Source organism: Kitasatospora sp. MAA4 (genome assembly GCF_029893355.1).
GTDB lineage: Bacteria > Actinomycetota > Actinomycetes > Streptomycetales > Streptomycetaceae > Kitasatospora.
This window is the reverse complement of sequence record NZ_JARZAI010000023.1, coordinates 87,117-108,036: the sequence shown is the minus strand read 5'-3', so window position 1 is coordinate 108,036 and position 20,920 is coordinate 87,117. Positions and strand designations below refer to the sequence as shown.

Annotated in this window: 19 protein-coding genes; 12 read left to right on the top strand and 7 right to left on the bottom strand. The window is 73.2% G+C overall.

The genetic code is table 11. The features are described 5' to 3' along the window. The first annotated feature begins 2 nt into the window (after positions 1-2). From P3T37_RS27415 to rny, 4 genes are all read left to right on the top strand, one after another. Entirely contained in the window at positions 3-197 is a 195-nt protein-coding gene (locus tag P3T37_RS27415) for a DUF3046 domain-containing protein (protein ID WP_280726567.1), read from the top strand. Between the two features lie 187 nt (positions 198-384). After that, positions 385-1,506 (top strand): recombinase RecA, encoded by a 1,122-nt coding sequence (gene recA, locus P3T37_RS27410; protein ID WP_280726566.1) that lies wholly within the window; start codon positions 385-387, stop codon positions 1,504-1,506. A gap of 7 nt (positions 1,507-1,513) precedes the next feature. After that, positions 1,514-2,407, top strand: a complete 894-nt coding sequence (gene recX / locus P3T37_RS27405) for a recombination regulator RecX (RefSeq protein WP_280726565.1) — start codon at positions 1,514-1,516, stop codon at positions 2,405-2,407. Positions 2,408-2,567: 160 nt separating this feature from the next. Then, a complete protein-coding gene (rny, locus tag P3T37_RS27400) occupies positions 2,568-3,989 on the top strand; it encodes a ribonuclease Y (protein ID WP_280726564.1) in 1,422 nt (473 codons plus the stop codon). A 35-nt stretch (positions 3,990-4,024) separates the two neighbouring features. On the opposite strand, the gene P3T37_RS27395 is transcribed toward rny, so the two are convergent. The 5 genes from P3T37_RS27395 to P3T37_RS27375 all read right to left on the bottom strand — a co-directional run bounded on the left by P3T37_RS27395 (position 4,025) and on the right by P3T37_RS27375 (position 9,111). Then, positions 4,025-5,719, bottom strand: a complete 1,695-nt coding sequence (locus P3T37_RS27395) for an FAD-dependent monooxygenase (protein WP_280726563.1) — start codon at positions 5,717-5,719, stop codon at positions 4,025-4,027. Positions 5,720-5,847: 128 nt separating this feature from the next. Further along, a complete protein-coding gene (locus P3T37_RS27390; protein WP_280726562.1) occupies positions 5,848-6,681 on the bottom strand; it encodes an amino acid ABC transporter permease in 834 nt (277 codons plus the stop codon). Beyond that, positions 6,678-7,328, bottom strand: coding sequence for an amino acid ABC transporter permease (locus P3T37_RS27385; protein ID WP_280726561.1), 651 nt, complete (start codon positions 7,326-7,328; stop codon positions 6,678-6,680). The genes P3T37_RS27390 and P3T37_RS27385 overlap by 4 nt, the downstream gene beginning before the upstream one ends. A gap of 1 nt (position 7,329) precedes the next feature. Continuing rightward, positions 7,330-8,223 carry a glutamate ABC transporter substrate-binding protein gene (locus P3T37_RS27380; protein WP_280726587.1) on the bottom strand — a complete coding sequence of 298 codons (894 nt, stop codon included), beginning with the start codon at positions 8,221-8,223 and terminating at the stop codon, positions 7,330-7,332. Between the two features lie 126 nt (positions 8,224-8,349). Next, positions 8,350-9,111 carry an amino acid ABC transporter ATP-binding protein gene (locus P3T37_RS27375; RefSeq protein ID WP_280726560.1) on the bottom strand — a complete coding sequence of 254 codons (762 nt, stop codon included), beginning with the start codon at positions 9,109-9,111 and terminating at the stop codon, positions 8,350-8,352. Between the two features lie 295 nt (positions 9,112-9,406). Here P3T37_RS27375 and P3T37_RS27370 point away from each other — a divergent pair, with 295 nt between their 5' ends. Together P3T37_RS27370 and P3T37_RS27365 are read left to right on the top strand one after the other, a co-directional pair. Beyond that, positions 9,407-10,147, top strand: a complete 741-nt coding sequence (locus P3T37_RS27370) for a response regulator transcription factor (protein ID WP_280726559.1) — start codon at positions 9,407-9,409, stop codon at positions 10,145-10,147. A 7-nt stretch (positions 10,148-10,154) separates the two neighbouring features. After that, positions 10,155-11,588: a HAMP domain-containing sensor histidine kinase gene (locus P3T37_RS27365; protein WP_280726558.1), complete on the top strand. Its 1,434-nt coding sequence runs from the start codon at positions 10,155-10,157 to the stop codon at positions 11,586-11,588. Between the two features lie 6 nt (positions 11,589-11,594). Here P3T37_RS27365 and P3T37_RS27360 read toward each other — a convergent pair whose 3' ends face one another. Beyond that, positions 11,595-12,599: a TAXI family TRAP transporter solute-binding subunit gene (locus P3T37_RS27360; protein WP_280726557.1), complete on the bottom strand. Its 1,005-nt coding sequence runs from the start codon at positions 12,597-12,599 to the stop codon at positions 11,595-11,597. Positions 12,600-12,701: 102 nt separating this feature from the next. Here P3T37_RS27360 and miaB point away from each other — a divergent pair, with 102 nt between their 5' ends. Together miaB and P3T37_RS27350 are read left to right on the top strand one after the other, a co-directional pair. Continuing rightward, positions 12,702-14,195, top strand: coding sequence for a tRNA (N6-isopentenyl adenosine(37)-C2)-methylthiotransferase MiaB (miaB, locus tag P3T37_RS27355; protein ID WP_280726586.1), 1,494 nt, complete (start codon positions 12,702-12,704; stop codon positions 14,193-14,195). Between the two features lie 33 nt (positions 14,196-14,228). After that, a complete protein-coding gene (locus tag P3T37_RS27350; RefSeq protein ID WP_280726556.1) occupies positions 14,229-14,927 on the top strand; it encodes a hypothetical protein in 699 nt (232 codons plus the stop codon). A gap of 51 nt (positions 14,928-14,978) precedes the next feature. On the opposite strand, the gene P3T37_RS27345 is transcribed toward P3T37_RS27350, so the two are convergent. Beyond that, a complete protein-coding gene (locus P3T37_RS27345; protein WP_280726555.1) occupies positions 14,979-15,632 on the bottom strand; it encodes an antitoxin in 654 nt (217 codons plus the stop codon). Between the two features lie 149 nt (positions 15,633-15,781). Here P3T37_RS27345 and miaA point away from each other — a divergent pair, with 149 nt between their 5' ends. From miaA to P3T37_RS27325, 4 genes are all read left to right on the top strand, one after another. Next, a complete protein-coding gene (gene miaA / locus P3T37_RS27340) occupies positions 15,782-16,717 on the top strand; it encodes a tRNA (adenosine(37)-N6)-dimethylallyltransferase MiaA (protein ID WP_280726554.1) in 936 nt (311 codons plus the stop codon). 251 nt (positions 16,718-16,968) lie between these two features. Then, positions 16,969-17,439, top strand: coding sequence for a hypothetical protein (locus P3T37_RS27335; protein WP_280726553.1), 471 nt, complete (start codon positions 16,969-16,971; stop codon positions 17,437-17,439). 34 nt (positions 17,440-17,473) lie between these two features. After that, positions 17,474-18,367 (top strand): diaminopimelate epimerase, encoded by an 894-nt coding sequence (dapF, locus tag P3T37_RS27330; protein ID WP_280726552.1) that lies wholly within the window; start codon positions 17,474-17,476, stop codon positions 18,365-18,367. A gap of 155 nt (positions 18,368-18,522) precedes the next feature. Next, the gene (locus P3T37_RS27325; protein WP_280726551.1) at positions 18,523-20,862 is read left to right on the top strand and encodes an HD domain-containing protein; all 2,340 of its coding nucleotides are present in this window, start codon (positions 18,523-18,525) and stop codon (positions 20,860-20,862) included. Positions 20,863-20,920: the final 58 nt, after the last annotated feature.

Below are 20,920 nucleotides of genomic sequence, written 5' to 3'. Positions count from 1 at the left end.
GCATGAGGCTGACCGAGTTCTGGCGACGGATGGACGAGCACTTCGGCACGGCGTACGCGGAGTCCTTCGCGCGCGACCACGTGATGACCGAGCTCGGCGGCCGGACGGTCCAGCAGGCGCTGGACGCGGGGTGGGAGGCCAAGGAGGTGTGGCGGGTGGTCTGCCAGGTGATGGGCGTCCCGGCGCTGCTGCGCTGACGCGAGCGCGCCCGATCGGTTGTGGACAACCGGGGTCGGGTGCGCGACGTGATTCGAACTAATGTTCCCTATACTGAATTCTCGGCGAGTTTTCCACAGGCTGAGCCGGTCCGGGGCCGATTGTCGGTGGCAGGCGCTAGCGTCGAGGACGATGAAGAGCACAGCACAGAAACCGAGGGTGGAAGCCATGGCAGGCACGGACCGCGACAAGGCACTTGAGAACGCGCTCGCCCAGATCGAGCGGCAGTTCGGCAAGGGCTCGGTGATGCGCCTGGGCGACCAGTCGCGCGCCCCGATCGACGTGATCCCGACCGGATCCACCGCACTGGACGTCGCCCTCGGTGTCGGCGGCCTGCCCCGCGGCCGGGTGGTCGAGATCTACGGCCCCGAGTCCTCCGGCAAGACGACCCTGACCCTGCACGCCGCCGCCAGTGCGCAGAAGCTCGGCGGGACGGTGGCCTTCATCGACGCGGAGCACGCGCTCGACCCGGAGTACGCCCGCAAGCTCGGCGTCGACACCGACGCCCTGCTGGTCTCCCAGCCGGACACCGGTGAGCAGGCGCTGGAGATCACCGACATGCTGATCCGCTCCGGCGCGGTCGACCTGATCATCATCGACTCGGTGGCCGCGCTGGTGCCGCGGGCCGAGATCGAGGGTGAGATGGGCGACTCGCACGTGGGTCTGCAGGCCCGTCTGATGAGCCAGGCGCTGCGGAAGATCGCCGGTGCGCTGAACCAGTCGAACACCACGGCGATCTTCATCAACCAGCTGCGCGAGAAGATCGGCGTCATGTTCGGCTCGCCGGAGACCACCACCGGTGGCCGCGCGCTGAAGTTCTACGCCTCGGTGCGCCTCGACATCCGCCGCATCGAGACCCTGAAGGACGGCACCGAGGCGGTCGGCAACCGCACCCGCGTGAAGGTCGTCAAGAACAAGGTCGCCGCGCCGTTCAAGCAGGCCGAGTTCGACATCCTCTACGGCCACGGCATCAGCTGGGAGGGCGGCCTGATCGACATGGGTGTCGAGCACGGCTTCATCCGCAAGGCCGGCGCCTGGTACACGTACGAGGGCGACCAGCTCGGCCAGGGCAAGGAGAACGCCCGCAACTTCCTGCGCGACAACCCGGCGCTGGCCGAGGAGATCGAGAAGAAGATCAAGACCAAGCTGGGGATCGGCGTCGACCCGAACGCCCCGGTCGAGGGCGCCCCCGAGGCGGTGGCGGAGGCGGACGGCGCGGCCAAGCCGATCACCGCCACGGCGGCCAAGGCCGCGCCCGCGAAGAAGGCAGCGGCGGCGGCCAAGGCCTGAGCAACTGATGAGGAGTGAATCGGGTCGCGCGGGCGGCGACGACCGCGCCCCGCAGGGCGGTGCGGACGGGTCGGGCGAGTGGGGGCCGCGCGACTGGTGTGCCAGCGGCGTCGGCGGTGAGAGCTTCGAGCTCGCCGCCGAGCCGGCCGTCGGCCTGCGTACGGGCGCCGGGGGGCGCCGGAGCGCGGCCGGGCCCGAGCACGGGGGCGAGCGCGACGCCGAGACCGGGGGCGGTGCGGAGCGCGCGGCCTGGGGTGAGGGCGCGGGTGGTCGCGGGCGACGGCGCGGGGGGCGCCGGGCGGGTCGCGGCCAGGGGGGCGCGGGTGACGGTGCCGAGCGCCGGTCCGGGGGGTTCGGTGCCACGCGCGGGGAGCGCTCGGCCGAACCTCCCGCCGATCCGGCGGCCCGGGCCCGGGACATCTGCCTGCGGCTGCTCACCGGCACCGCCAAGACCCGCAAGCAGCTCGCCGACGCGCTGCGCAAGCGGGAGATCCCGGACGAGGTGGCCGAGGAGGTGCTCGCCCGCTTCGAGGACGTCGGCCTGATCGACGACGCCGCGTTCGCCGCCGCCTGGGTCGAGTCCCGGCACGCCGGACGCGGGCTGGCCCGGCGGGCGCTGGCCCAGGAGCTGCACACCCGTGGAGTCGCCGCTCCGGTGGTCGAGGACGCGGTCGGCCGGCTCGACCCCGACGAGGAGACGGCCACCGCCCGGGCCCTGGTGGAGCGCAAGCTCCGGGCGACCGCCGGGCTGGACCGGCAGGTGCGGATGCGGCGCCTGGTCGGCATGCTGGCGCGCCGCGGCTACTCCGAGGGCCTGGCCTTCCGGGCGGTGCGGGAGGCGCTGGACGCGGAGGGTGAGTCGGCCGAGGAGCTGGAGGACTGGTCGCTCGGCGACCGGTAGTTCTGACCGCGGGTGCGAAAAACTGACGGTACGTATACCGGCGAGTCCTGATGATGACCTGTCAGTGACGGTCAAAGGTCAGGATTCGGTTACATCTTGACCGTTTCGTAACCCGCGCCTAGCCTCACAACCAGCGAGCGATCATTGGATGTGGGGCGGGATGAGGATCGCACTGAGTACCGGATCGCTGGGTCCCCTGCTGCTGGTCGGCCTGCTCTGCCTGCTGGCCGCCGGGTCGGGCCTGCTGGTCCGTCAGTACCGGGCCGGCTCGGCGCGGTTGCGGGCCGAGCTGGAACGCCGGGAGAAGCGGCTGGTCGAGCGGGAGGCCAGGCTCGACGCCGAACAGGCCCGGCTGCGCGCCGAGAGCGAGGAACTGACCTCCCGCTCGGGCGCGTTGGAGCGCACCCGGGTCGAGTTGGCGCAGACGCAGAGCGAGCGCCGCCGGGTGCTGGAGCTGACGGCCGGCCTGAGCGCCGAGCAGGCCCGCGCCGAACTGCTGCGCGCCGTCGAGGAGGAGGCCAAACGGGAGGCCGCCGTGACGGTGCGGGAGATCGAGCGGCAGGCCAAGCAGGAGGGGGAGGGCCGGGCCCGCGACATCATCGCCCACACGATCCAGCGCCTGGCCGGCGAGCAGACCGCGGAGTCCGTGGTCGCCGTCGTCGCGCTGCCCAACGACGACATCAAGGGCCGGATCATCGGGCGCGAGGGCCGCAACATCCGGGCCTTCGAGGCGGCCACCGGCGTCAACCTGATCGTCGACGACACCCCGGAGTCCGTCCAGCTCTCCTGCTTCGACCCGGTGCGCCGCGAGACGGCCCGGCTGACGCTGGACACGCTGGTGGCCGACGGCCGGATCCACCCGCAGCGGATCGAGGAGGTCCACGAGCGCAGCCGGGCCGAGATCGAGCGGCTCTGCGTGCGGGCCGGCGAGGACGCGCTGCTGGAGGTCCGCGTCACCGACATGCACCCCGAGCTGGTCCGTACCCTGGGCCGGCTGCGCTACCGGACCTCCTACGGGCAGAACGTGCTCGGCCACCTGGTGGAGTCCGCGCACATCGCCGGCATGATGGCGGCCGAACTGGGCGTCGACCCGGCGCTGGTGAAGCGCGCCACGCTGCTGCACGACATCGGCAAGGCGATGACCCACGAGGTGGAGGGCAGCCACGCGGCGATCGGCGCGGAGTTCGCCCGCCGGCACGGGGAGTCCGCGGAGGTGGTGCACGCGATCGAGGCGCACCACGGCGAGGTGGAGCCGCGCACGGTGGAGGCGGTGCTGACCCAGGCGGCCGACGCCTGCTCGGGCGGCCGGCCGGGGGCGCGGCGGGAGTCGCTGGAGGCGTACGTCCGGCGGCTGGAGCGGCTGGAGGAGATAGCCGCCGCGCACGAGGGGGTGGCGAAGGTCTTCGCGATGCAGGCGGGACGCGAGGTGCGGGTGATGGTGCAGCCCGAGGTGGTGGACGACCTGCGGGCGCAGGTGATCGCCCGGGAGGTGGCCAAGCAGGTGGCCGACGAGCTCACCTACCCCGGCCAGATCCGGATCACGGTGGTGCGGGAGAGCCGGGCGACCGAGTTCGCGCGCTGAGCCGGGCCGAGCCTTCAGGCTCGGCCCGGCTCAGCTCAGGCCGACTGCTCAGCGCTGGTGAGCGAGGCCGGCCCGCCGCGCGCGCGGTCGGCCAGCGCCTTGAGGTCCTCCGCCCGGCAGCCCTGGGTGATCCCGACCAGATGCCCGTCCGGCCGCACCAGCAGCACCGTGTGCGGGCTGGCCCCGGGGTAGTCCTCGGTGACCAGCACCTCGGCCGGCACCGGCAGCGCGGCCGCCACCTCGGCCAGCTGCGGCATCAGTCCGGCGCTCATCCAGCGCTCCGAGGACCAGACCGCCGTCCCGGGCGCGACCAGCAGCAGCAGGAAGGTGGCTCCGAGCCGGGAGTACAGCTGGTCGACGGCGCCCTCGGCGGTGACCACCGGGACGTCGGGGACCAGCACACCGGGCGCGGTGGCCGGCAGGTTCTCGGTCAGGGTGGTCGCCCGGGCCGGGCCGCGCGGGGTGTTGCGCTGCACCGGCAGGCCGGCCGGCACCCCGGAGGGCGCGCCGGGGTAGGCCGGCGCCCCACCGAACCGGCCGGTGCCGAGCAGGCCGTCCGCCAGCAGCGGCGCGTGCTTGCGGAACGAGCCGGTGAGCAGCGAGCGGCGGGTCTGCTGCCAGCCGCGCAGCGGCCGCAGCAGCGGCATCGCCTGGTCCACGGCGCGCAGCCGGGCCCCGACCGCGCCGCGCCGCTCCGCCTCGTAGCCGTCCAGCAGCGAGCCGCCGGGCTGCGGGCCGCCCGCGTGAAGGTGCCAGGCGACGGCGAGCCGCCAGGCGAGGTTGTCGGCGTCCCGCAGGCCGTCCGCGAGGTTCTGCATGCCCAGGGCGCCGTGCAGGTGCGCGGCGTCCCCGGCCAGGAAGCAGCGGCCGCTGCGGAACCGGGCGGCCAGCCGCTGCTGGGCGGTGTGGTCGGCCGCCGCGAGCAGGTCGTAGCGGGGGAGTTCGCCGCACCAGCCGGTCAAGGTGGATTTCACCCTTGTGAGCAGGGTGTCTCCGGTGACGATGCCGGGCCAGGTGGCATGCGGGTCCACCGGTTCGGTGGGTGCGGGCCGCCCGGGGGGCAGCCGCCAGTCCAGCCGCCACAGGCCGTCCGGCAGCGGGCGGGCGGAGGCCTCGCGGTCCCCGCGCCAGGGCGGTTCGCGGTGCAGCCGGGCTTCGCCGGCGAACGGCAGGTCGACCCGGACGGTGGCGATGGCGTGCCGGTCCACCGCGGGCCGGCCGGGGAAGCGGATCTTCAGCAGCTTGCGCACCGTGGAGCGGGCGCCGTCGCAGCCGACCAGGTGGCTGGCCCGCCACCAGGTGTCCGAGCCGTCCTGCGGGTGCCGGCTGCGCACGCTGACGCCGTCCTGGTCCTGGGTGAGCTCCTCCACGCGGGAGAGCGGCACCAGCTGGATCAGCGGCGTGGCGGTGACCGCGTCGCGCAGCCCGCGCTGCAGGCGGTGCTGCGGCAGGTGCAGCACCGGATGGTCCGCCAGGTCGAGCCGCAGCACCTCCTGCCGGCGCCGCCAGACGGTCAGCTGTTCCCAGCGTGCGGAGTCCGAGGCCGCCCGCAGATAGCCGAGCCGGGTCAGGAAGGCGATGCTCTCCGACCCGAGCACGGCGCTGCGCGGGCCCTCGGGGCAGACCCCGCTGCCCTGGTCCAGGACGATGCTCGGCACCTCGTGCCGGGCCAGTGCCAGCGCCAGCGCCAGGCCCACCGGCCCGGCCCCGACCACGATCACCGGGTCCATGAGCGGCCTTGCCGGTCGGCGTCGCGGCGGACCCCGGGGCCGGCCGAGGGCGATCCCGTGTCAGGTGGAGCGGGGGAGGTCCCGGGTGGTGTCACGAAGAGCAATGCAACAGATCACCTGGGTGTCCGTCAAGCAGGGGCCGGTGTGCGCCGGTTCGCGCCGCGGCGCCCGCGGGACTCGATCCACCGGGCCAGCGCCGTCAGCGCGAGGCAGAGCGCGATGTAGATCGGTGCGATCACCAGGACCACGGGGATGTAGGGGTAGCCCTGCGGCGTACTGGTGTTGCCCGCGATCAGCTTCCCCGCGTAGAGCAGTTCGGTGTAGGTGATCACGAAGCCCAGCGAGGTGTCCTTGAGGGTGACGACCAGCTGGCCGATCATCGCCGGCAGCATCGCCCGGACGGCCTGCGGCACCAGCACGGTGGCCATCACCTGGGTCTTGCGCAGCCCCAGCGCGTACGCCGCCTCGCTCTGGCCGCGCGGCACCGCGTTGACGCCGCTGCGGATGATCTCGGCCTGCACCGAGCCGTTGTACAGACCCAGGCCCAGCACCAGGGCCCACAGCGGCTGGGAGCTGAACACCGCCTGGTAGAGCGCGAAGATCATGATCAGCAGGGGCATCGCACGGAAGAACTCGACCACCGCGGAGGCCGCCCAGCGCACCGGCCGGTGGTCGGAGAGCCGCCCGGCCGCCAGCAGCGCGCCGAGCACCAGCGAGAGCAGCGCGGCGAGTCCGAAGGCCGTCAGGGTGTCCCGCACCCCGTTCAGGATCAGCTGCTGGACCGCGGTGTACTCGAAGGGGGCCCACATCTGCGCGCTGAACTGGCCGTGCTCGGCCAGCTGGGCGTAGACGTACCAGAGCAGCGCGGCGATGCCGGCTGCGCCGAGCACGCCGAAGGCCCGGTAGCGGGCCCTGGCGCGCGGGCCCGGGACGTCGTAGAGCACACTCGCGCGGGCGGTCATCGGGCCACCGCCGGGCGGTGTTCGAGCCGGCGGAAGGCCAGCCCGACCGCCGCGCTGATGCACAGGTAGGCGAGCGCGACCCAGAAGAAGAGGACGAAGATGGCGTAACCCCGTTCGGACAGTGTCTGCTGCACGCTGTACAGCTCGGCGACGTTGAAGGCGCCGGCGATCGCGGAGTTCCTCGGCAGTGCGATGAAGATGCTGCTCATCGGTCCGAGCACGGCCCGGCCCGCCTGCGGAAGGACGATCTGGACCAGGGTCTGACCGAAGGTCATGCCCAGGCTGCGGGCGGCCTCGGCCTGGCCCACCGGGACGGTGTTGATCCCGGAGCGGACCACCTCGCAGACGAAGCTCGCCGTGTAGCAGCCGAGCGCGAGCACCGCGCCGACGAAGGCCGAGAGGTGGACGTCCACCCGGGGCAGGCCGAAGGTCACCGCGAAGAAGAGCAGGGTCAGCGGGGTGTTGCGGAAGACGCCGACCCAGACGGTCGCGAAGCTCCGCAGCACCGGCACCGGCGAGACCCGGAAGGCGGCCAGCAGGGTCCCGAGGAGCAGGGCCAGCACGGCACTGGCCGCGCTCAGTTCGACGGTCCGCAGGAAGCCGTCGCGAAACAGCCCGAAGTTCCCGTCCTCGAACAGCATGCCCATCTCAGTAGCGTTCGAGGGCGGGCGGCTGCGGGGCGGCCGAGCCCGAGGTGCCCAGCGTCCGGTCGTAGGCGCTCTTCCAGTCGCCGTTGTCCTCGTGCGCCTTGAGCGCGTCGTCGATCGCGGCGCGCAGCACCTTGTCGTCCTTGTTCAGGCCGACGCCGTACTTCTCGGTGCTGAACGGCTTGCCGACCACCTTGAGTTGGGTGGCGTTCTGGGCCGCGTAGCCCTTGAGGATCGCGTCGTCGGTGGTGACCGCATCGACGTCCTTGGTGATCAGCTTGTCGACGCAACTCGAGTAGGAGCCGAAGGTGGTCACGTCGGCGCCGTAGGTCCTGATGGTGTCCACCGAGGTCGATCCGGTGACCGTGCAGACCTTGCGGCCCTTGGTCGACTCGGGCCCGGTGATGTCGGTGTTGTCCTTGCGCACCAGCAGGTCCTGGCCGGCGAGGTAGTACGGGCCGGCGAAGGAGACCTGGGCCTTGCGCTTGTCGTTGATGCTGTAGGTGCCGACGTAGTAGTCGATCTGGCCGCCGGCCAGCGCCGTCTCGCGGTTGGCCGAGTCGATGGTCTTCCACTCGATCTGGCTGTCCGAGAAGCCGAGGTCGGCGGCGACCATCCTGGCGATCTCGATGTCGAAGCCGTTGCGGGTGTTGGTGGTGATGTCCTCGAAGCCGAGGCCCGGCTGGTCGGCCTTGGCGCCGATGACCAGCTTGCCGCGCGCCTTGGCCGCGGCGAAGGTCGGCGAGCCGTCCAGCTTCGCGTCGGTCTTCACGGTGTAGCCGGTGCTCCGCGCGCTGTCCGCGCCGGTGGAGGGCGAGCCGCTCTTGCCGCAGGCGGCGGTGGCGGTGAGCGCCAGCAGGGCCAGGGCGGCTGCGGCGGGCCTGCGGGAGGGCATACGAACGGGCCTGCGAACGGGCATGGTGAAGTGGCTCCTAAGCCGGGAGGTTGCGGTCCGGCGCGTGCGGCCGGAGGGGAACGCCGAGCCGTGCTCAGGCGTGGATGTGCGGGGAGGTTGACGTGCTCAGTGGCGGAGGATCTTGGAGAGGAAGTCCTTGGCCCGGTCGCTGCGCGGATTGGTGAAGAACGCCTCGGGGGTGTTCTCCTCGACGATCCGGCCATCGGCCATGAACAGCACCCGGTTCGCGGCGGAGCGGGCGAAGCCCATCTCGTGGGTGACCACGACCATCGTCATGCCCTCGGCGGCGAGGCCGCGCATGACGTCCAGGACCTCGGTGATCATCTCCGGGTCGAGGGCGGAGGTGGGCTCGTCGAAGAGCAGCACCTTCGGGTCCATCGCCAGCGCGCGGGCGATCGCCACCCGCTGCTGCTGGCCGCCGGAGAGCTGGGCGGGGAACTTGTCCGCCTGCGCCGCCACCCCGACCCGGTCGAGCAGCGCATGGGCCTTGGCCTCGGCCGCCGCCCGATCGGTCCGGCGCACCTTGACCTGGGCGAGCACCACGTTCTCCAGCACGGTCTTGTGCGCGAAGAGGTTGAAGCTCTGGAACACCATGCCGACCTCGGCTCGCAGCCGGGCCAGCTCCCGCCCCTCGGCGGGCAGCGGCTCGCCGTCGATGGTGATCCGGCCGGCGTCGATCGTCTCCAGCCGGTTGATGGTGCGGCAGAGCGTCGACTTGCCCGAGCCGGACGGGCCGATGACGACCACGACCTCGCCCTGGCTGATCGTCAGATTGATGTCCTGGAGGACGTGCAGGGCGCCGAAGTGCTTGTTGACCCCGGTCAGCTCGACCAGGGCCTTGGGCCCGGAGTCCGCGGTCTCGGTCATGTCGCCCCTGCTCCCTGGTACGGCCGGCAGGAGCGACTCCCCCCGGGTCGGACTGGCACCGGGGGCTGATGAGCCGGCGGAGCCCGCAGCCCCCGGTGAGACGACCGTAGGCCGCCTGACGGTGCCACGTCAGCCTATCTGAGCGGAACTTGAGCATCACGAAAGAGACACACGCCCCCCATCGGAGCTTCTCGCCATCCAGGGGCTGGCCCGAGCGGCGACGGTGGGGGAGGATGAGCGCTTCGCCGACAGCCGAGGGCTGCCGGGAGGCGGTTTCCGAGCGGGAAGGTGTGGGATGCGGCTGCTCCTCGTCGAGGACGATGACCGGGTCGCGGCTGCGCTGGTCGCGGTGCTGAGCCGGCACGGCTTCCAGGTGCGGCACGCGCGCAGCGGGCACGAGGCGCTGGACGCCCTGGTGCCGGACGGCTCCGACCCCTACCGGGTGGTGCTGCTGGACCTCGGGCTGCCCGACCGGGACGGGTTCGAGGTGTGCAGCCGGATCCGGGCCGGCAGCGGTGTCCCGGTGATCATGGTCACCGCGCGGGCCGACATACGGTCCCGGATCCACGGGCTCAACCTCGGCGCGGACGACTACATCACCAAGCCCTACGACATGGGTGAGCTGCTCGCCCGGATCCACGCGGTGGCCCGGCGCTTCCAGCCCCCGGCCGCAGGCCAGGCCGAGCAGCCCGAGGCGGTCGGCGGCCTCGGCTCGCTGGAGTCCTGGGGCATCAGCATCGACCGCGAGCGCCGCCGGGTCAGCGTGGCCGGCCGCGACGTCGCCCTGACCCGCAAGGAGTTCGACCTGCTGGCCCTGCTCGCCCAGAGCCCGGGCGTGGTCTACCGCCGCGAGCAGATCTTCAGCGAGGTCTGGCAGAGCGGCTGGGAGGGCAACGGCCGGACCCTGGAGGTGCACATCGGTTCGCTGCGCACCAAGCTCGCGCTGCCCGGACTGGTCGAGGCGGTGCGCGGGGTCGGCTACCGGCTGATCCCGCAGTCGCCCTCGCAGTCCCCGTCGCAGCCCCCGGCGGGCTGATCCGGGCATGCGCACCCGCCTGCTGGGCATCCTGCTCGCCCTGATGGGCTGCGTCATGGCTGCCCTCGGAGTGCCGCTGGCCACCGTGATGGCGGCCGCGGAGCAGAGCCAGGTGGTGGTGGACCGGATGGACGACGCCACCCGGTTCGCCCAGGAGGTGCCCACCCAGGGCCTGCCCTCGCGCTCCGACTCCAGCCAGGACACCGCGTCCGGCGCCGCGCTGCCGGACGCCGCCCAGCTGCACGAGCTGCGGGCCGAGGTGCAGCGCTACCACGACCTCTACGGGGTGAAGATCGGCCTCTTCATGACCGACGGCAGCGTGCTGGCGATCGCCCCCGGCGACTGGAAGCGCCCCGACACCGGCGTCGGCGGCCGGGCGGTCCAGGAGGCCGCCGACGGGCGCCGCAGCCAGGACCCGCCGCAGGTCTGGCCGTGGACCCCGGACCGCACGCTGATCGTCGCCTCCCCGGTGATCCGGGACGGCGACGTGGTCGCGGTCGTCGTCACCGAGTCCCCCTCGGACGCCCTGCGGGTGCGGATCGAGCACCTCTGGATGCTGCTGGCCGCCGGCGAGGCCGTTGCCGTGATCGTCTCGGTGCTGTTCGCGGTGCGGCTCACCGAGTGGGTGCTGCGCCCGGTGCGGACCCTGGACCGGGCGGCCCACGACATCGCCACCGGCCAGATGAACGCCCGGGTGGCCGCGGCCGGCGGGCCGCCCGAGCTGCGCCGGCTGGCGCACTCGTTCAACGACATGGCCGACCACGTGGTGCTGGTCCTCGACCAGCAGCGGGCCTTCGTCGCGGACGCCTCGCACCAGCTGCGCAACCCGCTCGCGGCGCTGCTGCTGCGGGTCGAGCTGCTCGGCCTGGAGCTGCCCGAGCAGCACGAGGCGGATCTCGGCAGCGTGCGCGAGGAGGGGGTCCGGCTGGCCCGGGTGCTGGACGACCTGCTCGGTCTGGCGACCGCCGAGGGCACCCGGCCAGAGCCGGAGCCGGTCGACCTGACGGCGCTGGTGCTGGCCCGGGTGGACGCCTGGCAGCCGCTGGCCCGCCGGCGCGGCCTGGCCCTGACCTCGACGGCCCCGCCGTCGGCCCGCGGCTGGGCCGATCCGATCGGCTTCGGCAGCGCGCTGGACGCGGTGCTCGACAACGCTCTGAAGTTCGGACCGCCGGGCAGCGGGGTGACGCTGGTGGTGGAGGTGCGGGCGCAGGAGGTCGCGGTCACCGTGGCGGACTGCGGTCCCGGCCTCACCGAGGAGGAGCTGGCCCGGGTCGGCGACCGCTTCTGGCGCAGCCCCAGGCACCAGAACGTGGACGGCTCCGGCCTCGGGCTCTCGATCGCCCGGACCCTGCTGACGGCGGGCGGCGGCTCGCTGGAGTTCGCCGCGGTGCGGCCGACCGGGCTGGCCGTCACCTTCACCGTGCCGCGCGCCCTGCTGTAGCGGGCCTCAGGGTTTGGCGGAGCGGTAGTAGCGCTTGGCGCCGTCGTGCAGTTCCAGCGGGTCGGTGTAGACGGCGGTGCTGCGGTCCACCACCTGGGCGGCGTGCACCTGCTGGCCTATCGAGTCCCGGCTGTCGATCACCGCCTTGGTCACCGTCTCGACCAGCGAGGGGTCGACGTCGGCCCGGGTGATCAGCAGGTTGGGCACCGCCATCGTCAGCACCGGGGTGCCGAAGGGCTGGGCCTTCGGGTAGACATCGGCGGGCAGCACGGCGGCCCGGTACGCGCCGGTGTCGCCGCCCTCCTTGTGGAGCGCGTCGATCAGGTCGCCGAGCGGCACCAGCCGGATCGGGAACCGGTTGGACAGGTCGGTGAGCGCGCCGGTGGGCAGCCCGCCGGACCAGAAGAAGGCGTCGATCTTCCCTGACTGGAGCTCGTTCGCGGCGTCCTCCACCCCGAGCGGCTCGGCCGTGATCCCGGTGTCCGGATCGATCCCGGCGGCCGCCAGCAGCTGGTGGGTCACCAGGCTCACGCCGGACTTGGGCTGTCCGACGCCGACCCGCAGGCCCTTGAGCTGGGAGGCCTGGGTCACCGGGGAGTCGGCGGGGACGATCAGCTGGAGGTAGTCGTCGTAGAGCCGGGCGATCGCGCGCAGCCGGTCGCTGCCGGTCTCGTTGAAGTCGGCCACCGAGTCGGCGGTGGCGATGGCGAAGTCGTCGCGGCCCTGGGTGACCCGCTCCAGGTTGTCCACCGAGCCCTGCGAGCCGTCCAGTCGGAGCTGGATGCCGGGCATCTTGTCGTTCAGGTAGTGCCGCAGCAGCTGGCCGTACTTGTCGTAGACACCGCTCTGCACGCCGGTGGCGAAGCCGTACACGCCCTTGGGGTAGGAGGCCGTGCCGCCGCCGTCCAGCCACCAGCCGGCCAGCGCTCCGACCACCAGCAGGAGCGCCGCGGCCGCCCGCCAGAGCCGGTTGCGCGCGGCGGCGCGCATGCGTCCGGTGCTCGGTGTCATGGGGGGATCCTGCCAGGCGCGCGCGGGATCCGGGAGGGGGTGCCCCGGGGCAGCGCCCCTTCTGGGGCTGCCCGGGCTGCCCGTACCCTTGCTGTCGTGGGTATGGGAGAGAGCTTGCGAACTTACAAAGTCGTCACGTACGGCTGTCAGATGAACGTCCACGACTCCGAGCGGCTGTCCGGCCTGCTGGAGGACGCCGGATACGTGAAGGCCGACCAGGGCGGCGACCCCGACCTGGTGGTCTTCAACACCTGCGCGGTGCGCGAGAACGCCGACAACAAGCTGTACGGCAACCTCGGCCAGCTCGCCCCCGCCAAGGCCGCCAGGAAGGGCATGCAGATCGCCGTCGGCGGCTGCCTGGCCCAGAAGGACCGCGCGACCATCGTGCAGAAGGCGCCCTGGGTGGACGTCGTCTTCGGCACCCACAACATCGGTCACCTGCCCGCCCTGCTGGAGCGCGCCCGGATCGAGCAGCAGGCCCAGGTGGAGATCCTGGAGTCGCTGGAGACCTTCCCCTCCACGCTGCCCACCCGCCGCGAGTCGGCCTACGCCGCCTGGGTGGCGATCTCGGTCGGCTGCAACAACACCTGCACCTTCTGCATCGTCCCCGCGCTGCGCGGCAAGGAGGAGGACCGCCGCCCCGGCGACGTGCTCGCCGAGGTCGAGGCGCTGGTCGGCGAGGGCGTCATCGAGGTGACCCTGCTCGGCCAGAACGTCAACGCGTACGGCTCCGACCTGGGCGACCGCGAGGCCTTCTCCAAGCTGCTGCGGGCCTGTGGGCAGGTCGAGGGCCTGGAGCGGGTCCGCTTCACCTCGCCGCACCCGCGCGACTTCACCGACGACGTGATCGCGGCGATGGCCGAGACGCCGAACGTGATGCACCAGCTGCACATGCCGCTGCAGTCCGGCTCGGACACCGTGCTGCGGGCGATGAAGCGCTCGTACCGCCAGGAGCGCTTCCTCGGGATCATCGAGAAGGTGCGCGCCGCGATGCCGGACGCCGCGATCTCCACCGACATCATCGTCGGCTTCCCCGGCGAGACCGAGGAGGACTTCGAGCAGACCCTGCACGTGGTCCGGCAGGCCCGCTTCACCAATGCCTTCACCTTCCAGTACTCCAAGCGCCCCGGGACCCCGGCCGCCGAGATGGCGGACCAGATCCCGAAGGCCGTGGTGCAGGCCCGATACGAGCGGCTGATCGCCCTCCAGGAGGAGATCTCCTGGGAGGAGAACAAGAAGCAGGTCGGGCGGACCCTGGAGATCCTGGTCGCCGAGGGCGAGGGCAAGAAGGACAACCGGACCGACCGGCTCTCCGGCCGGGCGCCCGACAACCGGCTGGTGCACTTCGAGCGGCCGGCCGATCCGGTGCGCCCGGGGGACGTGGTCACCGTGGAGATCACCTACGCGGCCCCGCACCACCTGCTCGCCGAGGGCCCCACGCTCGCCGTCCGCCGCACCCGGGCGGGCGACGCCTGGGAGCGGCGCACGGCGGCGCCGGCGGCCAAGCCGGCAGGCGTCATGCTGGGCCTGCCGACCGTCGGTGTGCCGGTGCTGAGCGCCCCCGCCACCGAGGGCGCCTGCTGCAGCACGGACTGATCCGGGGGCCGCTCGCGGTTTAGAGTGATCGACATGCTGGTTGCCGCCGCCGTCTGCCCCTGTCCGCCGCTGCTGGTGCCCGAGGTCGCCTCGGGTGCCGCAGCCGAGCTCGACGCCCTGCGCGCGGCCTGCGCCGAGGCGGTCGCCGAGCTGCTGGCGGCCGGACCCGAACTGCTCGTGCTGGTCGGGTCCGGCGCCGAGGCCGAGGTGTGGACGGAGGGCGGGGCCGGCACGTTGCGCGGCTTCGGCGTCGACCTCGCCGTCCGGCTGCCCTCCGGCGGGGTCGACGGGCCGCCGCTGAGCCCGGCCCTGACCGTCGGCGCCTGGCTGCTGGACCAGGCCGGCGCCGCCCTGCCGACGCACGCCTGTGCGGTACCGGCCGACGCGCCCGTCGAGCGGCTGCTCGGACTGGGCAAGGGCCTGGCCGGCCTGGCGGACCGGGTCGGACTGCTGGTACTGGGCGACGGCAGCGCCTGCCGCACCGTCAAGGCCCCCGGCTACCTGGACGACCGGGCCGAGGCGTACGACGCGCAGGTCGCGCGGGCGCTGGGCGCGGCCGACACCGCCGCGCTGGCCGCCCTCGACCCCGCGCTCTCCGCCGCTCTGCTGGCCGAGGGCCGCGCGCCCTGGCAGGTGCTGGCCGGGGCCGCGCAGGACGCCGGGCTCGGCGGCCGGCTGCGCTATGAGGACGCGCCGTACGGGGTCGGCTACTTCGTGGCCACCTGGAGCTGACGACGCGGCGGGGTCGGAGAGCGTGCTCTCCGGCCCCGCCGCGTTCGGACGTCAGGACTGCGGGGTGTCGCCCTGCTCGGGCCGGTCCGGCTTCTCGGCGAAGTCGTCGACCACGCCCTTGGCCTTCTCCGTGCCGCTGGCGATCTTGTCGCTGTACTTGCCCTTGGTGGCCTTGTCGATCGCCTCGCCGGCCTTGTCGACCACCTCGTCGATCTTCTCGACGTGCTGACCGGCCAGGTGGCTGGCCTTCTCCTTGAGCTCCTCGGCCTTGCCCTTGAGGTTGTCCATCACGCCCATGGCTTCGTCTCCTGTGTCGGGCCGCTCGGGTCGGCTCTCCTGGTGGCTGTGCTCGGCCGTTACCCGGACCTGCGCCGCCGCGAGCTCCGCGGGCGCGGCGGAGAGCAGCTCGGCGGCGTCCGACGGGCTGTCGGACGGGACCGCGACGATCAGTTCGTCCCGCTCCGCCGGCACCTCGTCGTCCGCCACCGCACCACTCTGCGCCGCGTCCGCGGCTTCGAGCACGACATCGGCGTCCGGGGCGGTCCGGGCGGCCGGGACGCCGTGCAGCGACTGCTGCTCCTCGTCGCCGGCGGGCTCCTGCTCGGTCCGGTCCTGCGGGTCCAGGACGGCGATCGCGCCGCCCGCCTGGTCCTCGATGGCCCGTACCCCGGATCCACGGCGGCGGAACCAGCTCAAAACACTCATATCTTCTCCCAACCTACGCGGTCTGCGGCGGTCCCGGCCGGTTCTGCGGCGAGCCGGTGCAGGGTGCCGCCCACCCGGCCAACGAGCGGGTCGGTGGCCGGTCACGTCCCCCGTTCGGGTCGGCGCCGTCCTTTTGCGAGACTGGGCGGGTGAGCAGCTCTCTTTCCCCCCTCCCGGTGGTCTCGGTGGTCGGTGCGACCGCGGCCGGCAAGTCCGACCTGGCCGTCGCCCTGGCGCGGGCGCTCGGCGGCGAAGTGATCAACACCGACTCGATGCAGCTCTACCGGGGCATGGACATCGGCACCGCCAAGCTCACCACCGCCGAGCGCGGCGGCATCCCGCACCACCTGCTGGACGTCTGGGAGGTGACCGAGGCCGCGAGCGTCGCCGAGTACCAGCGCCTGGCCCGGGCCGAGATCGACCGGCTGCTGGCGGCCGGGCGCACGCCGGTGCTGGTCGGCGGCTCGGGCCTGTACGTCCGCGCGGCGATCGACGAGATGGAGTTCCCGGGCACCGATCCGGCCGTCCGTGCCCGGCTGGAGGACGAGCTGGCCGCCGAGGGCCCGGCCGTCCTGCACGCCCGACTGGCCGCGCTCGACCCGGCCGCCGCGGCCGCCATCCTGACCAGTAACGGGCGGCGGATCGTCCGGGCGCTGGAGGTCATCGAGATCACCGGCCGGCCGTTCACCGCGAGCCTGCCCAGCAACACGGCGGTCTACCGGGCGGTCCAGATCGGGGTGGCCGTGCCGCGGCCCGAACTCGACGCCCGGATCGCGCTGCGGGTCGACCGGATGTGGGAGGCGGGTCTGCTGGACGAGGTCCGCGCGCTGGAATCGGCCGGACTGCGCGAGGGCCTGACGGCCAGTAGGGCGCTCGGTTACCAGCAGGTGCTCGCGCACTTCGCGGGCGAGTGCACCGACTGGGCGGCGCGCGAGGAGACCGTGCGCGCCACCAAGCGGTTCGCACGCCGTCAGGAGTCCTGGTTCCGCCGGGACGACCGGATCCACTGGCTCGCCAGGCCCGCCGGAGCGGACCCCGCCGACCTGCTGGAACGCTCGCTGGAACTGATCGGCGCGGCATCCTGAGCCGGCGTCCGGCCGGTTCCGGCGACCGGATCCGGCCATCCGCCGGTGCACCTGCTCACGCGTCTGCAGGTGCACGGCGAGGCGGGTGTTACAGGCGGATCACGTCCTGGCCACGGATCATCCGGTGACCCGCGCTACGCGCTGTGAGCGAGCCGAGACATGCCATTATCGAACCCAAGAGGGGCCAGTCGCGCGGGCCGGTCCCGCCGTTCGAGAGTTCGTACTCGCGTCGAACTGTCAGGGGAGGCCGCGTGTCCACGGGTCCCGGCCCTGAAACCGAGCAGTTCCGCCTCGCTGCGGACGAACCCTTCGTGCTGCCCTCGCCCGAGCTGCTGCTCGCCGCGGACCCCGACGCACCGCGCGGTCTGCCGGACGACTCCCCGCTGCTCGAACGGGAGATCCGCCCGCGCCGCCGGCTGCGCTGGTGGCAGATCCTGCCGATAGCAGTGATCGGCATCGTCGGCTCGCTGATGTTCGCCTTCCCGTTGGCCTTCGGTTCGGGCAGCGGCGCCGCCATGGTCGCGATGCTCGGCCTGCTGCTCACCGCCGCCTCGCTCGGCTGGGGCGCGATGGCGGCCAGACGCGCCGGCTACGCCTGGCCCGGGCTGCCCCGCCGGGGCTCCGGTCGGCGCGCGAGCTGGCGGTCCATCGTGGTCTACACCCTGATCGTCTGCGCGGCACTCGCGCTGGCCGTCTGGCGCGTCGTCCACCTGCGCGGCTGACGCCGCCCCGCGGCCGGTCAGTACCATCGGCAGGGTGAGCGAAACCACTCAGCGACCCAGCGGCCTCCCCTTCCTCAAGGGACACGGCACCGAGAACGACTTCGTGATCCTCCCCGACCCGGACGGCCTGCTCGACCTGGGTCCCGAGGAGGTGGCCCGGCTCTGCGACCGGCGGGCCGGCCTCGGCGGGGACGGCCTGCTGCGGGTGGTCCGCGCGGCCAAGGACGAGGCCTCGGTGGCCCTGGCCGACCAGGCCGAATGGTTCATGGACTACCGCAACTCCGACGGCAGCATCGCCGAGATGTGCGGCAACGGCGTCCGGGTCTTCGCCCGCTACCTGGTGCACGCCGGACTGGCCGAGCCGGGTCCGATCGCGGTGGCCACCCGGGCCGGCCTGCGCCGGGCGCTGGTCGCCGAGGACGGGCCGGACGGCGCGCCCGGCGAGATCACCGTGGAGATGGGCCGCGTCGCGCTGCCCGGCCCGGACGGCATCGAGGTGACGGTGGGGGAGCGGCACTGGCCGGCCCGCAACGTCAACATGGGCAATCCGCACGCGGTCGCCTTCGTCGCGGACCTCGCCGAGGCCGGCAGCCTGTTCGACGCGCCGCTGGTCGCCCCGGAGGGGGTCTACCCGCAGGGCGTCAACGTCGAGTTCGTGGTCGACCGCGGCGAGCGGCACGTGGCGATGCGGGTGCACGAGCGCGGCTCCGGCGAGACCCGTTCCTGCGGGACCGGCGCCTGCGCGGTGGCCGTCGCCGCGGCCCGCCGGGACGGCGTCGACCCGGCGGTCACCGGACAGCCCGTCAGCTACACGGTCGACCTGCCCGGCGGGCGCCTGGTGATCACCGAGCACCCGGACGGCCGAGTCGAGATGACCGGGCCCGCGGTGATCGTGGCGAGCGGTACCTTCGACCCGACCTGGCTGTAAGGGAGACCCTTTACCCCGTTCCGCGGGGCTGCGAATCCGCCCGTTCGGGTGATCCGGATGACAGACCGGAAGCGCAGCCTCGCGGAACGTGTTGTCCTCGGTAGCATGGACCACCGGGGCAGTCGTCGCTCCGGTGCCCGCTGCCGGAGGTTGCCATGACCGTCGAGACCGGCCGGCCACAGACCGGCCAGCCCACCCCGCCCGCGCCCCCGCAGACCAGACGCCGCCTCGGCCGTGCCGCACTCGGCCGGGCCGGGCGCGCGGCCCTGCTCGCCACCGGCCGCCCGCCGGTGCCGGACGCCATCGAGCCGATCGTCCAGGCGCACCGCCGCCACCATCCGCAGGCCGACCTCGCGTTGCTCAGCCGCGCCTACCGGACGGCCGAGGCCAGCCACCGCGGCCAGAAGCGCAAGAGCGGCGAGCCGTTCATCACGCACCCGCTGGCCGTCACCATGATCCTGGCTCAGCTCGGCGCCGAGACCACCACCCTGGTCGCCTCGCTCCTGCACGACACCGTGGAGGACACCGAGGTGACGCTCGATCAGGTCGCCGCCCACTTCGGCCCCGAGGTGGCCTATCTGGTCGACGGCGTCACCAAGTTGGAGAAGGTGGACTTCGGCGCGGCGGCCGAGGCGGAGACCTTCCGCAAGATGCTGGTCGCCACCGGCGACGACGTCCGGGTCATGGTGATCAAACTCGCCGACCGGCTGCACAACATGCGGACGATCCGTCACATGAAGCCCGCCAGCCAGGTCCGGATCGCCAAGGTCACCCGTGACGTGCTGATCCCGCTGGCCGAGCGGCTGGGCATCCAGGTGGTCAAGACCGAGCTCGAGGACATCGTCTTCGCCACCCTGCACCCCGAGGAGTACGCCCGCACCCGTGCGCTGGTGGCCGGCCACGAGGCGGAACAGGACGAGCTGCTCCCCCCGTTCGCCCTCGCGCTGCGCCGTCAGCTGGCCGAGGCCGGGGTGGCGGCCGAGGTCACCGTCCGGCCGCGGCACTGCGTGTCGGTGCACCGGATGCTGCTCAAGCGCGGCGCCGCCACCGGTCCGTCGCCGGCGCACCCGGCGGACTTCGCCCGGCTGCTGGTGGTGGTCGAGGAGAACGCCGACTGCTACGCCGTCCTCGGCGAGTTGCACACCTGCTGGACCCCGCTGCCCGGCGAGTTCACCGACTTCGTGGCGGCACCCAAGTTCAACCTCTACCAGTCGCTGCACACGGCGGTCTCGGTCGACGGCGCCGCGGTCGAGGTGCTGGTCCGCACCCCGCAGATGCACCGGGTCGCCGAGTTCGGCGTGGTCGCGCTCGGCAGCCCGCAGGCGTCGGGTTTCGAGCAACCGGGCGGTGAGGGGGACGAGCTGGACGGCACCGACCCGGCCAGGCCGGGCTGGCTCAGCCGCCTGCTGGAGTGGCAGCAGGAGACGCCCGACCCGGACGCCTTCTGGTCCACCCTGACCGCCGACCTCTCCGGCGACCGGGAGATCACCGCCGTCACCGAGGAGGGCGACACCGTCGTGCTGCCGGCCGGGGCCAGCTGCGTGGACGCGGCGTACCAGCTCGGCGAGCAGATCGGCCACCGCTGTATCGGCGCGCGGGTCAACGGCCGGCTGGTCGCGCTCTCCACGCCGCTGGGCGACGGGGACGTGGTGGGCATCCTCACCGAGGCGGTGCACCCGCCGGGGGAGGGCGAGCCCTCCGGGCCGAGCCCGCAGTGGCTGGAGCACGCGCGCACGGCGGGGGCCCGGATCGCCATCGAACGCTGGCTCGCCGAGCACCCCGCGCACGCCGACGAGGCATCCGAGCCCTTGGAGCCGTCGGCACCGCCCGCTGCCCCCGCTCAGGAGCCGGGCCGGGTGCCGGGCGGGCGGTCGCGCCCGGTGCTCGTCCCCGGGCACCCGCGGGCGGCCGTCCGGCTGGCGCGCTGCTGCACCCCGGTTCCACCGGACCAGGTCACCGGTTTCGAGATCCGCGGCGGCTCGATCGCCGTGCACCGGGCCGACTGCCCTACCGGAGAGCGGATGCGCACGTCCGGGCGCGGGCCCGTCCAGCTCGGCTGGGCCCCCGGCGCCGGTGCGCCGACCGACCGGCCGGTGACCTACCGGGTCACCCTGCAGGCCGAGGCGCTGAACCGGCCCCGGCTGCTGGCCGACCTGACCGCCGCGATGTCCGCCACCGGCCTGGACATCGTCTCGGCGGTGGTCGAGCCGCCGCAGGAGCTGCGGGTCCGCCACACCTACACCGTCGAGCTGCCGGACGCCCAGACGCTGCCGGTGGTGATGCGCGCCATGCTCCGGGTCTCCGGCGTCTACGACGTGCGCCGCCCCGGGCTCGAGGAGGCGCCCAGGCCGCCGCGGCTGCGCCCGCACAGTCGCGGCACGGTGGTAAATACTGGTGACCAGGCCGCACCGCCCGTGCGACCATCGTGGGGAATTCACGGTGACCCCGCCGCGTTCTCAGGGACGAGTGGGGCACCGGACGCCCACCACCAGTAGCCAGCTAAGGACACGATGACCTCCACGTTCGACACCCGCGACGAATCCAGCGAGTCCG

Bases quoted from the DNA above. Each gene is read 5' to 3' on its own strand.
- P3T37_RS27415 (WP_280726567.1), top strand. From the start codon at position 3: ATGAGGCTGACCGAGTTCTGGCGACGGATGGACGAGCACTTCGGCACG.
- recA (WP_280726566.1), top strand. From the start codon at position 385: ATGGCAGGCACGGACCGCGACAAGGCACTTGAGAACGCGCTCGCCCAG.
- recX (WP_280726565.1), top strand. From the start codon at position 1,514: ATGAGGAGTGAATCGGGTCGCGCGGGCGGCGACGACCGCGCCCCGCAG.
- rny (WP_280726564.1), top strand. From the start codon at position 2,568: ATGAGGATCGCACTGAGTACCGGATCGCTGGGTCCCCTGCTGCTGGTC.
- P3T37_RS27395 (WP_280726563.1), bottom strand. From the start codon at position 5,719: ATGGACCCGGTGATCGTGGTCGGGGCCGGGCCGGTGGGCCTGGCGCTG.
- P3T37_RS27390 (WP_280726562.1), bottom strand. From the start codon at position 6,681: ATGACCGCCCGCGCGAGTGTGCTCTACGACGTCCCGGGCCCGCGCGCC.
- P3T37_RS27385 (WP_280726561.1), bottom strand. From the start codon at position 7,328: ATGGGCATGCTGTTCGAGGACGGGAACTTCGGGCTGTTTCGCGACGGC.
- P3T37_RS27380 (WP_280726587.1), bottom strand. From the start codon at position 8,223: ATGCCCTCCCGCAGGCCCGCCGCAGCCGCCCTGGCCCTGCTGGCGCTC.
- P3T37_RS27375 (WP_280726560.1), bottom strand. From the start codon at position 9,111: ATGACCGAGACCGCGGACTCCGGGCCCAAGGCCCTGGTCGAGCTGACC.
- P3T37_RS27370 (WP_280726559.1), top strand. From the start codon at position 9,407: ATGCGGCTGCTCCTCGTCGAGGACGATGACCGGGTCGCGGCTGCGCTG.
- P3T37_RS27365 (WP_280726558.1), top strand. From the start codon at position 10,155: ATGCGCACCCGCCTGCTGGGCATCCTGCTCGCCCTGATGGGCTGCGTC.
- P3T37_RS27360 (WP_280726557.1), bottom strand. From the start codon at position 12,599: ATGACACCGAGCACCGGACGCATGCGCGCCGCCGCGCGCAACCGGCTC.
- miaB (WP_280726586.1), top strand. From the start codon at position 12,702: ATGGGAGAGAGCTTGCGAACTTACAAAGTCGTCACGTACGGCTGTCAG.
- P3T37_RS27350 (WP_280726556.1), top strand. From the start codon at position 14,229: ATGCTGGTTGCCGCCGCCGTCTGCCCCTGTCCGCCGCTGCTGGTGCCC.
- P3T37_RS27345 (WP_280726555.1), bottom strand. From the start codon at position 15,632: ATGAGTGTTTTGAGCTGGTTCCGCCGCCGTGGATCCGGGGTACGGGCC.
- P3T37_RS27325 (WP_280726551.1), top strand. From the start codon at position 18,523: ATGACCGTCGAGACCGGCCGGCCACAGACCGGCCAGCCCACCCCGCCC.